Origin of the sequence: Stenotrophomonas sp. Nf1 (assembly GCF_003028475.1) — a bacterium.
GTDB lineage: Bacteria > Pseudomonadota > Gammaproteobacteria > Xanthomonadales > Xanthomonadaceae > Stenotrophomonas.
The window spans coordinates 568,973-582,765 of the sequence record NZ_PYTV01000001.1; the positions used below are offsets into that span (position 1 = coordinate 568,973).

The 13,793-nt window shown below is 67.8% G+C and carries 10 protein-coding genes; 7 read left to right on the forward strand and 3 right to left on the reverse strand.

Annotated elements, in window-relative coordinates; genetic code table 11:
* The first annotated feature begins 10 nt into the window (after positions 1–10).
* The 6 genes from C9412_RS02805 (at position 11) to C9412_RS02830 (ending at position 8,088) form a co-directional block, all read left to right on the forward strand.
* The gene (locus C9412_RS02805; RefSeq protein WP_107230216.1) at positions 11–958 is read left to right on the forward strand and encodes a bifunctional riboflavin kinase/FAD synthetase; all 948 of its coding nucleotides are present in this window, start codon (positions 11–13) and stop codon (positions 956–958) included.
* Positions 955–3,786, forward strand: coding sequence for an isoleucine--tRNA ligase (ileS, locus tag C9412_RS02810; RefSeq protein ID WP_107230217.1), 2,832 nt, complete (start codon positions 955–957; stop codon positions 3,784–3,786). Before C9412_RS02805 ends, ileS begins: the two co-directional genes overlap by 4 nt.
* Entirely contained in the window at positions 3,786–4,310 is a 525-nt protein-coding gene (lspA, locus tag C9412_RS02815) for a signal peptidase II (protein ID WP_006424833.1), read from the forward strand. The genes ileS and lspA overlap by 1 nt, the downstream gene beginning before the upstream one ends.
* Positions 4,311–4,337: 27 nt before the next feature.
* Positions 4,338–5,288 carry a 4-hydroxy-3-methylbut-2-enyl diphosphate reductase gene (gene ispH, locus C9412_RS02820; protein WP_107230218.1) on the forward strand — a complete coding sequence of 317 codons (951 nt, stop codon included), beginning with the start codon at positions 4,338–4,340 and terminating at the stop codon, positions 5,286–5,288.
* Between the two features lie 248 nt (positions 5,289–5,536).
* Complete coding sequence (locus C9412_RS02825) at positions 5,537–7,420, forward strand: M61 family metallopeptidase (RefSeq protein WP_107230219.1); 1,884 nt, start codon at positions 5,537–5,539, stop codon at positions 7,418–7,420.
* Entirely contained in the window at positions 7,417–8,088 is a 672-nt protein-coding gene (locus C9412_RS02830) for a lysoplasmalogenase (RefSeq protein ID WP_107230220.1), read from the forward strand. Before C9412_RS02825 ends, C9412_RS02830 begins: the two co-directional genes overlap by 4 nt.
* Positions 8,089–8,160: 72 nt before the next feature.
* Here C9412_RS02830 and C9412_RS02835 read toward each other — a convergent pair whose 3' ends face one another.
* Genes C9412_RS02835 through C9412_RS02845 form a run of 3 tightly spaced genes read right to left on the reverse strand, consistent with a single transcriptional unit; the run spans position 8,161 to position 12,460 of the window.
* On the reverse strand, positions 8,161–10,950 hold the full coding sequence (locus C9412_RS02835) for a TonB-dependent receptor (RefSeq protein ID WP_107230221.1): 2,790 nt from the start codon (positions 10,948–10,950) through the stop codon (positions 8,161–8,163).
* A gap of 11 nt (positions 10,951–10,961) precedes the next feature.
* Complete coding sequence (locus C9412_RS02840) at positions 10,962–11,930, reverse strand: FecR domain-containing protein (protein WP_107230222.1); 969 nt, start codon at positions 11,928–11,930, stop codon at positions 10,962–10,964.
* On the reverse strand, positions 11,927–12,460 hold the full coding sequence (locus tag C9412_RS02845) for a sigma-70 family RNA polymerase sigma factor (protein ID WP_107230223.1): 534 nt from the start codon (positions 12,458–12,460) through the stop codon (positions 11,927–11,929). Before C9412_RS02845 ends, C9412_RS02840 begins: the two co-directional genes overlap by 4 nt.
* A gap of 291 nt (positions 12,461–12,751) precedes the next feature.
* Between C9412_RS02845 and C9412_RS02850 the strand changes: the two genes are divergently transcribed.
* Positions 12,752–13,756, forward strand: coding sequence for a 2-hydroxyacid dehydrogenase (locus tag C9412_RS02850; RefSeq protein WP_107230224.1), 1,005 nt, complete (start codon positions 12,752–12,754; stop codon positions 13,754–13,756).
* Positions 13,757–13,793 lie beyond the last annotated feature (37 nt).

A 13,793-nucleotide genomic window follows, 5' to 3' on the forward strand; every position in this document is an offset into this window, starting at 1 on the left:
ACGAGAGTTGATGAGCAGGCTGTTCAGAAGCGTCGAGGGCGGGGAGCTGTTCCCCAACGGAAGCGTGGTCTGTATCGGTGCATTCGACGGCCTCCACCTGGGCCATCGTGCGCTGGTCCGCCACGCGGTCGCCCGCGCGCGCGCCTTGGGCGTGGCCGCAGTGGCGGTGGCGTTCGAGCCGCTGCCGCGTGAATTCTTCGCGCAGGGCACGCCGCCGCCGCGGCTGACCCTGGCGCGCAGCAAGGTCGAGATCCTGCGCGAGCTCGGTGTCGATGCGGTCGGCCTGCTGCGCTTCGACGCGGCGATGGCGGCGATGCCGGCCGAGACCTTCGTACGCCAGCTGCTGGTGCAGCGCCTGAACGCCCGCGAAGTCTGGATCGGGCCGGAGTTCTGCTTCGGCAACCGCCGCCGTGGCGATCTGGCCCTGCTGCAGAAGATGGGCGCCGAACTGGGTTTCAGCGCCGGCGAGATTGAAGCGGTCGACCTGCATGGCGAACGCATCTCCAGCACCCGCATTCGCCAGCTGCTGCAGGACGGCGATTTCGCCCGCGCCAACGACCTGCTCGGCCGCCCCTACGCGATCAGCGGGCGGGTGGTGCGCGGGCGCCAGCTCGGCCGTACGCTGGGCTTCCCCACCGCCAACCTGCGTTTCCCGAAGACTCCGGCGCTGTCGGGCATCTACGCGACCTGGGTGCACGGGGTGTTCGACCAGCCGTGGCCGTCGGTCTCCAGCTTCGGCACGCGGCCGACAGTGGACGGTGTGGAGCCGCTGCTGGAAGCCCACCTGTTCGATTTCCAGGGTGACCTGTACGGTCGCCACATCGACGTGGAGTTCGTCGCCAAGCTGCGCGACGAAGAGAAATTCAATGATCTGGCGGCGCTGACCGACCAGATGCACCGCGACGCCGAACAGGCGCGCGCCATCCTTTCCGAACATAGATTGCGAGCCACTGCGTGAGCCAGGACTACAAGACCACCCTGAACCTGCCAGCCACCGAATTCCCGATGCGCGGCGACCTGCCCAAGCGCGAGCCGGGCATTCTGGCGCAGTGGGAAGCGCAGGGGCTCTACCAGCAGCTGCGCGACAACGCCGCCGGCCGCCCGCTGTTCGTGCTGCATGACGGCCCGCCGTACGCCAACGGCCGCATCCACCTCGGCCACGCGGTCAACAAGATCCTGAAGGACATCATCGTCAAGTCGCGCTACCTGGCCGGCTTCGATGCGCCCTACGTGCCGGGCTGGGATTGCCACGGCCTGCCGATCGAGATCGCGGTCGAGAAGAAGTGGGGCAAGGTCGGCACCAAGCTGGACGCCGTTGAATTCCGCCAGAAGTGCCGTGAGTTCGCCGAAGAGCAGATCAACATCCAGCGCGTGGACTTCAAGCGCCTGGGCGTGACCGGCGACTGGGACAACCCGTACAAGACCCTGAGCTTCGACTTCGAAGCCAACGAGATCCGCGCGCTGGCCAAGGTCGTGGCCAATGGCCACCTGGTGCGCGGCGCCAAGCCGGTGTACTGGTGCTTCGACTGTGGCTCGGCGCTGGCCGAAGCCGAAATCGAGTACCAGGAAAAGGAATCGCCGGCGATCGACGTTGCCTACGCCGCGCGTGATGCGCAGGCCATCGGCCAGGCGTTCGGTGTGAGCGTGCCGGCCGACGTCGAAGTGGCGGTGCCGATCTGGACCACCACGCCGTGGACGCTGCCGGCCTCGCTGGCGGTGTCGCTGGGCGCGGAAATCAACTACGTGCTGGCCGAAGGCCCGGCCCACAACGGCAAGCGCCGCTGGCTGGTGCTGGCCGCCGCGCTGGCCGAGCGCGCACTGCAGCGCTACGGCGTTGAGAGCGTGGTGCTGCATGGTGAAACCACCGGCGCCGCGTTGGAAAACCAGCTGCTGGCGCACCCGTTCTACCCCGAGCGCGAGATCCTGGTGCTGAACGGCGAACACGTGTCCGACGAGGACGGTACCGGTGCGGTGCACACCGCCCCCGGCCATGGCCAGGAAGACTTCGTGGTCAGCCAGAAGTACGGCCTGCTGGACAAGTACAACGCCGGCCAGGTGACCCCGATCGACGGCCGTGGCGTGTACCTGGAATCGACCCCACCGGCCGGTGACGTGGTGCTGGCCGGCCAGCACCTGTGGAAGGCGCAGGAGGCCATCGTCGGCGTGCTGCGCGACAACGGTGCGCTGCTGGCCTTCCATCCGATCCGCCACAGCTACCCGCATTGCTGGCGCCACAAGACGCCGGTGGTGTTCCGCGCCACCCCGCAGTGGTTCATCTCGATGGACAAGGCCCACCTGCGCCGCGATGCGCTGGCCGCCATCGATACCGTCGGCTGGTTCCCGAGCTGGGGCAAGGCGCGCATCCAGAGCATGGTCGACGGTCGCCCGGACTGGACCATCTCGCGCCAGCGCACCTGGGGCGTGCCGATCGCCCTGTTCACCCATCGCCAGACCGGCGAGATCCACCCGCGTTCGGTGGAGCTGATGCAGCAGGTCGCCGACCGCGTCGAAGCCGAGGGCATCGACGTGTGGTACTCGCTGGACGCCGCCGAACTGCTGGGCGCCGAAGCGGCCGACTACGAGAAGGTCACCGACATCCTCGACGTCTGGTTCGATTCGGGCGTGACCCATGAAGGCGTGCTCGCCGCGCGTGGCTTCGGCAAGCCGGCCGACCTGTACCTGGAAGGCTCCGACCAGCATCGCGGCTGGTTCCAGTCCTCGCTGCTGACCGGCGTGGCGATCGACAAGCGCGCCCCGTACAAGCAGTGCCTCACCCACGGTTTCACCGTGGACGAGCACGGCCGCAAGATGTCCAAGTCGCTGGGCAACGGCATCGAGCCGCAGGACATCATGAACAAGCTGGGCGCGGACATCCTGCGCCTGTGGATCGCCTCGGCCGACTACAGCAACGAGATGTCGCTGTCGCAGGAAATCCTCAAGCGCAACGCCGACGCCTACCGCCGCCTGCGCAACACCGCGCGCTTCCTGCTCGGCAACCTGGATGGTTTCGATCCGGCCCAGCACCTGCGCCCGCTCGACCAGATGGTCGCGCTGGACCGCTGGATCGTGCATCGCGCGTGGGAGCTGCAGGAGAAGATCAAGGCGGCCTACGACGGCTACAACATGGCCGAGATCGTGCAGCTGCTGCTGAACTTCTGCAGCGTCGACCTGGGCTCGCTGTACCTGGACGTGACCAAGGACCGCCTGTACACGATGCCGACCGATTCGCACGGTCGCCGTTCGGCACAGAGCGCGATGTACCACATCGCCGAAGCGTTCACCCGCTGGGTCGCGCCGATCCTGACCTTCACCGCCGACGAGCTGTGGGGCTACCTGCCGGGCGAACGTGCCGGCCACGTGCTGTTCACCACCTGGTACGACGGCCTGGCGCCGCTGCCGGCCGATGCCCAGCTCAACGCGGCTGATTTCGACCAGTTGCTGGCCGTGCGCGAGCAGGTGGCCAAGGTGCTCGAACCGATGCGTGCCAACGGTGCGATCGGTGCCGCACTGGAGGCGGAGATCACCATTGCCGCCAACGAAGAGCAGGCGGCGCGCTGGCAGCCGTTGGCCGATGAGCTGCGCTTCCTGTTCATCAGTGGCGACGTGCAGGTGCGCCCGGCGACCACCGACGAGGTGTTCGTCAGCGCGCAGCCGACCAGCAAGGCCAAGTGCGTGCGCTGCTGGCACCACCGCGCCGATGTCGGCAGCAACGCCGATCACCCCGAACTGTGCGGCCGCTGCGTGAGCAACATCACCGGCGCCGGCGAACTGCGGAGCTGGTTCTGATGAGCACTGCACGCCCGCATCCCAATGCCCTGGTCTGGCTGCTGCTGTCGGTGGTCATCATCGGCCTGGACCAGTGGTCCAAGGCCTGGGTGCTGTCGAGCCTGCCGGAGTTCCAGCCGGTGGTGGTCATCGATGGCTTCTGGAACTGGTACCGCACCTACAACACCGGTGCGGCGTTCAGTTTCCTGAGCGACGCCGGTGGCTGGCAGAAGTACTTCTTCACCGCGCTGGCGATCGCCATCAGCGGCCTGATGGCCTGGTGGCTGCGCGGCACTGCCCGTGGCAACTGGAAGGCCGCGGTGCCGTATGCGCTGATCATCGGCGGTGCCATCGGCAACGTGATCGACCGCCAGGTGCACGGCCACGTGGTCGATTTCATCCAGTGGTACGTGGGCAGCTATACCTGGCCCTCGTTCAACATCGCCGATTCGGCCATCGTGGTCGGTGCCATCGGCATCGCCCTGTTTGGCCTGTTCGACGGCAAGTCCGCCAAAAAGGCGGATAATGCCAACCCGAAACCGTAAGCCGGCCGCTGCCGGGAGATTGAACTGATGGATGTGCTGCTCGCCAACCCGCGTGGTTTCTGTGCCGGTGTCGATCGTGCGATCGAGATCGTCAAGCGCGCGATCGAAACGCTGGGCGCGCCCATCTACGTCCGCCATGAAGTGGTGCACAACCGCTTCGTGGTCGACGACCTGAAGCAGCGCGGCGCGATCTTCGTCGAGGAACTGGACGAAGTGCCGGACAACAACACGGTCATCTTCAGCGCGCACGGCGTATCCCAGGCGGTGCGCCAGGAAGCCGAACGCCGTGGCCTGAAGGTGTTCGACGCCACTTGCCCGCTGGTGACCAAGGTCCACTTCGAGGTTGCCCGCCACTGCCGTGCCGGCCGTGACGTGGTGCTGATCGGCCACGCCGGTCACCCGGAAGTGGAGGGCACCATGGGCCAGTGGAACCGCGAAGCCGGTACCGGCCAGATCTACCTGGTCGAGGACGTCGAGCAGGTGGCCACGCTGCACATCAACCAGCCGGAGAACTTCGCCTACACCACCCAGACCACGCTGTCGGTGGATGACACGCGCGGCATCATCGATGCACTGCGCGAGCGTTTCCCGGCGATGCAGGGCCCGAAGAACGACGACATCTGCTACGCCACGCAGAACCGCCAGGATGCCGTGCGCGACCTGGCCAAGCGCTGCGACCTGGTGCTGGTGGTGGGTTCGCCGAACAGCTCCAACTCCAACCGACTGAGCGAACTGGCCCGTCGTGAAGGCGTGGAGTCCTACCTGATCGACGGTGCGCATGAGATCGACCCGGCGTGGGTGGCGGGCAAGCAGCACATCGGCGTGACGGCCGGTGCCTCGGCCCCGCAGGTGCTGGTTGATGGCGTGCTGGCGCGGCTGGCCGAGCTGGGTGCCAGCGGCGTGTCCGAGCTGGATGGCGAGCCGGAATCGATGGTGTTTGCACTGCCGAAGGAACTGCGCCTGCGCCTGGTCGACTGACCGGACCTGACTCTGGCGGGTGCGAACCCGCACAGGGTGGGTGCGGACCCGTACAAGGTGGGTGCGAACCTTGGTCCGCACTGCTTCTGCATGCACTCCATCCACGCATGGCGTGGATCTACTGCTCACGGCCTTGTTGCCGGGTTTGTCGCTTCTGGTGGGGTTCGGGCGCCCATGACCTTTGGCCATGGGGCAGGGCACGTTACCGGCCTAGCATCGGAGGATTCTCCGTTGTTGGATGCCGCCCGATGAAGACCCGTGCCCTGGTGATGTCCGTGCTGTTCGCGCTGGGCGCAACGCCTGCACTGGCGCAGACCTCGCCGCCGGTCAATGCCGCCGCCCCCGGCCTGCTGCGCATCGACGTGGACGCGCGCGACCTGGCCCGGCGCATCTTCAAGGTCACCGCCACCGTGCCGGCCAAGCCGGGCCCGATGACCCTGCTGTATCCGCAGTGGATTCCCGGCAACCATTCGCCCACCGGCCCGATCGACAAACTGGCCGGCCTGCGCGTCACCGCCAACGGCAGGCCGCTGGCCTGGCAGCGTGACCAGTTCAACGTCTATGCGTTCAAGGTGGACGTGCCCGAGGGCGTCAGCGAGATCGTCGCCCACTTCGACTTCCTGTCCTCGCAGGGCGGCAGTCAGGGCCGGGTGGTGATGACTCCGGAAATGCTCAACCTGCAGTGGAACGCCAACTCGCTGTATCCGGCCGGTGTCGATGCACGCCAGTTGCAGGCGCAGGCCAGCGTGACCCTGCCCAAGGGCTGGTCGTTCGCCACCGCACTGGAAACCGCGCGCCGCGACGGCGACACCGTGGTGTTCAAGCCGATTTCCTATGACCACCTGGTCGACTCACCGCTGTTCGCCGGCGAACACTACCAGCGCATCGATCTCGACCCGGGTGCAAAGGTGCCGGTGCACCTCAACGTGTTCGCCGACGAGGCCAAGTCGCTGAAGCCGACCGACGCGCAGATCACGATGCACCGCGCGCTGGTGCAGCAGGCCGACAAGCTCTACGGTGCGCGTCACTACAACCACTATGAATTCCTGCTGGCGCTGTCCGACCGCCTCGGCGGCATCGGCCTGGAGCACCACCGTTCCAGCGAGAACAGTGCCGATCCGGGCTACTTCACCGAGTGGGATGCCAACGCCTGGATGCGTGACCTGCTGCCGCACGAGTACACCCATTCCTGGAACGGCAAGTACCGTCGTGGCGCCGATCTGGCCACCGCCAACTTCAACGTGCCGATGGGCGACAGCCTGCTGTGGGTGTACGAAGGGCAGACCCAGTTCTGGGGCCAGGTGCTCGCGGCGCGCTCGGGTCTGTGGTCCACCGCGCAGGCGCGCGACATGCTGGCCAATGTGGCCGCCACCTATGACCGCGGCCGTCCCGGCCTGGCCTGGCGCCCATTGCAGGACACCACCAACGACCCGACCATCGCCCAGCGCCGCACGTTGCCGTACCGCAATTACCAGATGAGCGAGGACTACTATTCCGGCGGGCAGATGCTGTGGCTGGAAGTGGAGGGCAAGCTGCGCGAGTTGAGCGGCAACCGCCGCAGCCTGGATGACTTCGCGCGCGCGTTCTTCGGCGTCGGCAATGGCAACTGGGACGTCAACCCGTACACCTTCGACGACGTGGTGGCGACCTTGAACGGCATCGCGCCGTATGACTGGGCGACCTTCCTGCGCGGCCGTCTGGATGGGCATGGTTCGCTGACCGGCGGCCTGGCGCTGGCCGGCTGGACGCTGGTCTACCGCGATACCCCGAACGAGGCCTACAAGGCGCAGGAGAAGCGCGCCAAGGCGGCATTGCTGGCCTACTCGCTGGGCGCGACCGTGCTCGACAGCGGCACGGTCGGCGATGTGATCTGGGACAGCCCGGCGTTCAACGCAGGGTTGGCGCCGGGCATGAAGGTGATCGCCGTCGGCGGCCGCGAGTACAGCAGCCAGCGGCTGAAGGATGCGGTCGCGGCTGCGGCAAAGGACAAGGCGCCGATCGTGCTGCTGGTGAAGCAGTTCGACCGCATCGAGACAATGAACATCGACTACCACGGTGGCCTGCAGTACCCGGTGCTGGAGCGCATTGCCGGCAAGCCTGACCGTCTGGCCGAGCTGTGGAAGGCACGATGAAACCGCGCGTGCGCGACGGCGTGATCCTGCTGATGGCGGTCCTCGCCATCGTTGGCGCGTTCCTGCATGGCGATGGGCGCTGGCTGCACTGGTTGGCCAAGCCGGCGACGACGCTGCTGATCGCGGCCATCGTCTGGCAGGCGCGCGATGCCGCGCGGCCGTTCTACCGGCGCGCGGTGCTGGCCGGCATGCTGTTGTCGTGCCTGGGCGACATTGCGCTGATGTTGCCGGTGGATGCGTTCGTGCCCGGCCTGATTGCCTTCCTGCTGGCGCACCTGTGCTACATCGCCGCCTTCCGCGACGGCCTGCGCGCGGGCCGTGGGCTGCTCGCCGCCGCCATGGTGCTGGGCGCATTCGCCGTGCTCAACGTGATGGGCCTGTGGCCGCATCTGCCGGCGCCGATGCGCATTCCGGTGCTGGCCTACGTGGTGGTGCTGGCGTCGATGGCGGTGCTGGCACTGGCACGGCTGTGGCGCCGTCCGCCGCCCGCCGCGATGGACGCGGGCAGTGCGCGTTGGGCCGCGGCTGGCGCGCTGCTGTTCGTGGCCAGCGATTCCCTGCTGGCCTGGGACCGCTTCGGCGGCGGCCTGCCGCTGGCCAGCCTGCTGGTGCTGTCCACTTACTACGCCGCGCAGTACGCGATCGCCCGCTCGGTGAAACAGCAATAAGGGGACGGAGGGGATTAAGTCGTATCCGGCATCCGTGGCAGAAACGACTTAATCCCCTCCGTCCCCTTTTTCTCAGCGGAACTGCAGGGTCAGCAGGATGTAGCGGCCGAGGGGATCATCCAGCCCCGGCATCTGCCCGCCGTTGCCGACCAGGTAGTTCACCGGTTGTGCGTCCAGCACGTTGTGTACATCCACGGCCGCGACGATCCGAGGGCCGAGCCGGCGTGCCAGGTGCAGGTTCCAGCGCAGCTGCCGGGGATTCATGCAGTGGTTCAGTTCGCGCTGGTCGTCCGGGCATTCGGCGCCGGGCAGCCAGGCGCGCGTTCGCCCCACCTGGTTGCCGCGCAGGGCGACATCCCAGTTGCTGTTCTGCCATTGCACGTTGAGTACGGCGGCCGTCGTCGGAGTGACGTGGCCGCGCAGGTCCACCGCCGCGTCCTGGCCGCGGTCGCGGCGAAGCGCCTGTTGCTTCAGTGCATCCAGCGAGAACAGCCACTGGCCGTTGCCACCGGCATCAATGCGGTACTCGCCGCGCATCACCCAGTTGCGAGAGGTGGTGCGGCCGATGTTGTCGAAGGACAGGCGCAGGCTGCGCAGGTGGCCGTCCTCATCCAGTTCCCAGGTGCTGCTGTTCCATACCGCATCGGCCGGTTGCAGGGCCAGGATCTCGTTGCGCAGCTCGACGATGTTGTGGGTCAGCGACAGCGAGACCGTATCGGTGGGCGTCCACGATGCGGCCAGCGAGTGGCTGCGTGAGCGCTCCGGCTTCAATGCATCGTTCTCGACCACCTCGGCGGTGACGCTGCAGCGGCCACCGCCGGCGAGCTGTGCGCATTCGGGCAGGGCACTGGATGCGGGCAGCTCGACTGAACCGAAGTAGCCGGGCGGTCGGCGCTGCTCGAACAGGCTGGGGGCACGGTAGCCGCGTCCGCTGGCCAGCAGGAACGACCAGTGTGCGGTGGGGCTCCAGCGCAGCCCGGCGCGCGGCGAGAACGCACTGTAGCCGCCATCGCGATCGGCGCGCGCGGCCAGGTCCATGCGCAGCGTGGGCGCCAGCGGCAGGCCGAGTTCGGCGTAGGCGCCGCCGCTGCGGCGTGACAGTCGCCGCTGTTGCTGCGGCAGCCCCAGCGCCAGGTCGCCCTTGCTCAGCAGCGCGTCGGGATGCGAAGTCCAGCGTTCCTGGCGCACATCAACGCCGGTGGCCAGCTGGGCATGCCCCCCGGGCAACGGCATCAGTTCGCGCTGTATGCCCCACCAGCCCTGCCACTGTTCGGTGCGGCCGCGATTGCGGATGGAAGGGAACAGCTGCTGGGCCGCATCCGTGCGCAGCGTGGTGAAGCCGGGCAGGAAGTCGAGCGCTTCGGCCGCCCGCAGCAGTGGCTCGGTACGCACGGTGCCCGACGTGGCCAGCGTGACATCGCTGCGCTGGGCGCTGATGCCGGCATCCCAGCTGCGCCCACGCTGTTCGCGGCCGAGCCCGAACGCCAGATCCGCATCGGTGGCGCGCACCCGTGGGCGCACATTGCCGGCCTCGCGCAGCACACTGTTGAAGGTGAAGCCGTACAGGCCGATCGCCACCGCCGTAGGCCCCAGGTCGAAGCGCTGCCGATTGTGGCTGGCCCGTGCCTCGGCATAGGCGTAGCGCCCGTCGCCACGCTCATGGCGGTAGCGCAGGTAGGCCGAGGCGGTGTCCGAGGCGGGCTGGATCGAACGCGGGCGTGCGCTGTCGAACCAGCAGCCATCGTCGCGGCGCTGCAGCGGTGCCTCGCAGCTGCGCGCCGGCCAGTAGCGGTTGCCCTGGAATGCGCCGATCAGGTACTGCGAAGTTTCCGCATGCCAGTCGCGGCGATCGCCGGCCACGTGCTCGATGCGGTACAGGTCGACGCCGGCAAACCAACGGTCGCCACCGTCGCGCACACCGCCGGTGGCCGCCTGCACGCGGTATTGGCCAGCGTCACCGCGGCTGCTCAGGCCGGTCTGCAGCGTCGCCTCGGGGCCTTCGGCCTGGTCGCGCAGGATGATGTTGACCACGCCGGACATCGCATCGGCGCCATAGATGGCCGAGGCGCCGCCGCGCACCAGTTCGATGCGTTCGACGAAGCTGAGCGGGATGCCGCCGAGGTCGGTGAGGCCGCCCTGTTCCAGCGACACCATCGGATAGCGTGGCAGACGCCTGCCGTTGACCAGGAACAGCGTGGCGCGCGGCCCCATGCCGTCCAGACTGGTGGTGGTGGCCGCGCCGACCGGCAGGTACTGCGAATCGCCACTGCGCGAGGTGCTCATCGCCGGGTGACCGTTCATGCCGGGCAGGTGTCGCAGCAGATCGAACAGGCTGCCGTAGCCGCTGCGCAGGATGTCATCGCGGTCGATGATGGTCACCGGCAGCGTGGTCTGCACCGACGTGCGTGGCAGCCGGCTGCCAGTGACGTGGATCGGTGCCAGTTCCACCTGTGGCGGTGCATCCGGCGCCTTGCGTGGCGCTGCCAACGTGGGGCGCGTGGCAACCTCGGCTGGCGCCGGCACGGTGGCACGCGTGCGGCGCACCACGAATCCCCCCGACGGTGTACGCAGGATGGTGACCGGCAGGCCGGCGACCAGCTCCTTCAGCGCCGCCGCCACATCGCGCCGGCCGTGGCTGCCACTGCTGCGCAGACCGTCCAGTTCGCGCGCGTCGAACAGCAGCGCGATGCCACTCTGCCGCGCCCACTGCTGCAATGCCGGGGCCAGCGGGCCGGCGGCAACATCGATGTCGAGCGTGCCGGCGGTCTCGGTCGCGAAAGCCGGCGATGTGGCGAGCGCCAGCACGATGCAAAGCAGACTGCGGCGCAGCCCTGCCTGCAGCGTGCCCGGTACTGCCCTCACCGCCGTTCTCCTCAGTAGGTGCGGCGCAGTTCCAGCGCGCCGTCCGGACGCGTCTGGCCAGCCACGGACCACCCCAGTTCCAGCGCCGCCAGCAGTTCCTGTGCATCACCGGCGCGGAAGGTACCACTCACCGCCAGGTCGGCGATCTGCGGATCGGCGATCACCAGCGGGGTACGGCCATAACGGTTCATGCGTTCGACCACGATCGACAACGGCGTGCCGTCGAACACCAGCTTGCCGTGCAGCCAGCCTTCGGCGGCGGCGTTGGACGACAGCGCCGGACCCGGCTCGATGCGCCCGGAGGGCGACACCTGCAGCTGCTGGCCCGGCGCCAGGGTGTGCTGGGCGCTGCCGTTGCTGACTTCCACCGCGCCCTCCAGCAGCGCCACTTCGACCCGGCCATCGCGCAGGCGCTCGACCTGGAAGGTGGTGCCGATATCGCGGATGGTGCTGTCGCCGGCGCGCAGCTGCAGCGCTTTGCTCGACGGTGCAACCTGCAGCTGCACGCGCCCGCGTTCAAGCACCAGTGCGCGGTGACGCCAGCCGAAGCGGGCGTCCAGCGTGGTGCCGGCATCGAGGGTGACCACGCTGCCATCGGCCAGCGTCTGCTGCCGGGGTTGCAGGGAGTCATTGGCATAGCGCAGTGGCGTCGGGTTGCCATCGACGGCCACCATCCAGCCGATGCCGATGGCCAGGCAGAGGCCGGCTGCCGCCGCCATTGCCGGCCACAGCGGGCGCCGTGGCGGGCGCGCCGCGCGAGCCGCCGCCGTGCGCAACCACGGGTCGGCCGCCAGCGCCTGGCCGCGCTGGAACAGGCGCTCGGCCTGGACCCAGGCGGTCACATGGGCGGGATTCTCGGCCAGCCAGTCTTCGAACGTCTCGCGCTCATCAGCGGTGCAGTCGGGTGCTTCCAGCCGCGCCACCCAGGCGCTGGCGCACTCGAACAGCCGGGCGTCATCCTTGTGCCGGTTGCCGCTCATTCGTTGTCCCTGTCGTTGTGCAACGGATCCGATCCGAGTTCCTGGCGCAGGCCCTGCAGCGCACGGGCGATATGTTTTTCCACGGTCTTGGCGGTAATTCCACAATGCCGCGCGATCTGGGTATAGCTCATGCCGGTGATGCGGTTGAGCAGATAGACCTCACGAGCGCGCTCGGGCAGCTTGAACAGGGCCTGCCGCAGCAGGGACAGCATCTGTCCGGACTCGGCCTGCCGCAATGGATCGGGCGACGAGCTGGACGGCTCGTTGCTCCCTTCGTGCTCGGCCAGTGACAGGTGCGGCCGCGACTGCGGCGAACGGCCGCGGTCTGCCAGACGGTTGCGGGCGATACGATACAGCAGCAGGCGCAGTTCGTCCGCGCCGTGCGCACGGTAGCGGATCAACCGTTCCATGCAATCCTGTGCGATGTCCTCTGCATCGTCGGGTCCAACGCCGCGCATGCGCAGGAACGCGCACAACGGCCCGCGTTCTTCCCGTACGAACGCAATGAATGCATCCGCAGGCGCGGACAGGTCCGGCGCGCGATGGAGCAGAGGAGAGGGGGTGGACAGGGCTGGCCTCGGACAACGGTGGCGGGGGCGCCTTCGAGTTTTACGCGACCGTGACCGGATGGGGAAGAGTGAGATGTGCCATCGCGTGGATCGTGAATGAATTCATGCTTGGCGCAGCCATCGACTGGGGGTGTCCATGCCCAAAGAACGTTATATATACCGGCGGCAGCCGTCAGCTTGGCCGTGCCAGGGGCGTTCCGCCCTGCCTGTGGCTGCGGTATGGTCGGCGCGGACCTTTGCCCAGACCCTGCCATGCAGATTGCCGTCTTCAGCGCCCGCCCCTACGACCGCCGTTTCCTGGACGAGGCCAACTTGCGCGATGCGGCCGGGCAGGGCTTTACGTTCGTGTACTTCGAGGCCGCGCTGGACGTGCATACCGCTGCGCTCGCACAGGCGTGCGCCGGCGTCTGCGTGTTCGTCAACGACCGCCTGGATGCACCGGTGCTGCACGCCCTGCATGCGCATGGCGTGCGCGCCGTGCTGCTGCGCTGCGCCGGTTTCAACAACGTGGATCTGGCCGCCGCTAAGGCGCTGGACCTGTTCGTGGCACGGGTGCCGGCATACTCACCCGAGGCCGTGGCCGAACATGCGCTGGCGCTGGTGATGACCCTCAACCGCCAGACCCATCGCGCCTACAACCGGGTGCGAGAGGGCAACTTCATGCTCGATGGCCTGCTGGGGCGCACCCTGCATGGGCGCACGGTCGGCATCGTCGGTACCGGCAAGATCGGCCTGGCGACCGCGCGGATCTTCAAGGGCATGGGCTGCACCGTGCTGGGGCATGACCCGTACCCCTCAGCGGACTTCGCGAACGTGGGTGAGGGAGTGGGGCTGGACGAGCTGCTGGCGCGCGCCGACATCGTGTCACTGCATTGCCCGCTGACACCGGACACCCACCATCTGATCAACGATGCCTCGCTGGCCCGGATGAAACCGGGTGCGATGCTGGTCAACACTTCGCGTGGCGGCCTGGTCGATACCCATGCAGTGATCCGCGCGCTGAAGTCGCGCCGGCTTGGTCATCTGGCCATTGATGTCTACGAGCAGGAGAGTGCGTTGTTCTTCCAGGACCTGTCCGGCGAGATCATCGACGACGAAGCCTTCCAGCGCCTGATGACCTTCCCCAACGTGCTGGTGACCGGCCACCAGGGATTCTTCACCGTGGAGGCGCTGCAGGAGATCTCGGCGATCACGCTGGGCAACCTGCAGGATTTCGCCGCAGGGCGCGCCTGTGTCAATGCGGTGGGGACGGGCTGATAATGCGGCCAGGTCGGCCAGCGACGATGCCTGCAGA

What these genes read in the sequence shown, in the direction of transcription:
- lspA (WP_006424833.1), top strand. Translation starts at nt 3,786, where the DNA reads ATGAGCACTGCACGCCCGCATCCCAATGCCCTGGTCTGGCTGCTGCTG.
- C9412_RS02840 (WP_107230222.1), bottom strand. Translation starts at nt 11,930, where the DNA reads ATGAGCGGCAACCGGCACAAGGATGACGCCCGGCTGTTCGAGTGCGCC.
- ispH (WP_107230218.1), top strand. Translation starts at nt 4,338, where the DNA reads ATGGATGTGCTGCTCGCCAACCCGCGTGGTTTCTGTGCCGGTGTCGAT.
- C9412_RS02850 (WP_107230224.1), top strand. Translation starts at nt 12,752, where the DNA reads ATGCAGATTGCCGTCTTCAGCGCCCGCCCCTACGACCGCCGTTTCCTG.
- C9412_RS02825 (WP_107230219.1), top strand. Translation starts at nt 5,537, where the DNA reads ATGAAGACCCGTGCCCTGGTGATGTCCGTGCTGTTCGCGCTGGGCGCA.
- C9412_RS02830 (WP_107230220.1), top strand. Translation starts at nt 7,417, where the DNA reads ATGAAACCGCGCGTGCGCGACGGCGTGATCCTGCTGATGGCGGTCCTC.
- C9412_RS02805 (WP_107230216.1), top strand. Translation starts at nt 11, where the DNA reads ATGAGCAGGCTGTTCAGAAGCGTCGAGGGCGGGGAGCTGTTCCCCAAC.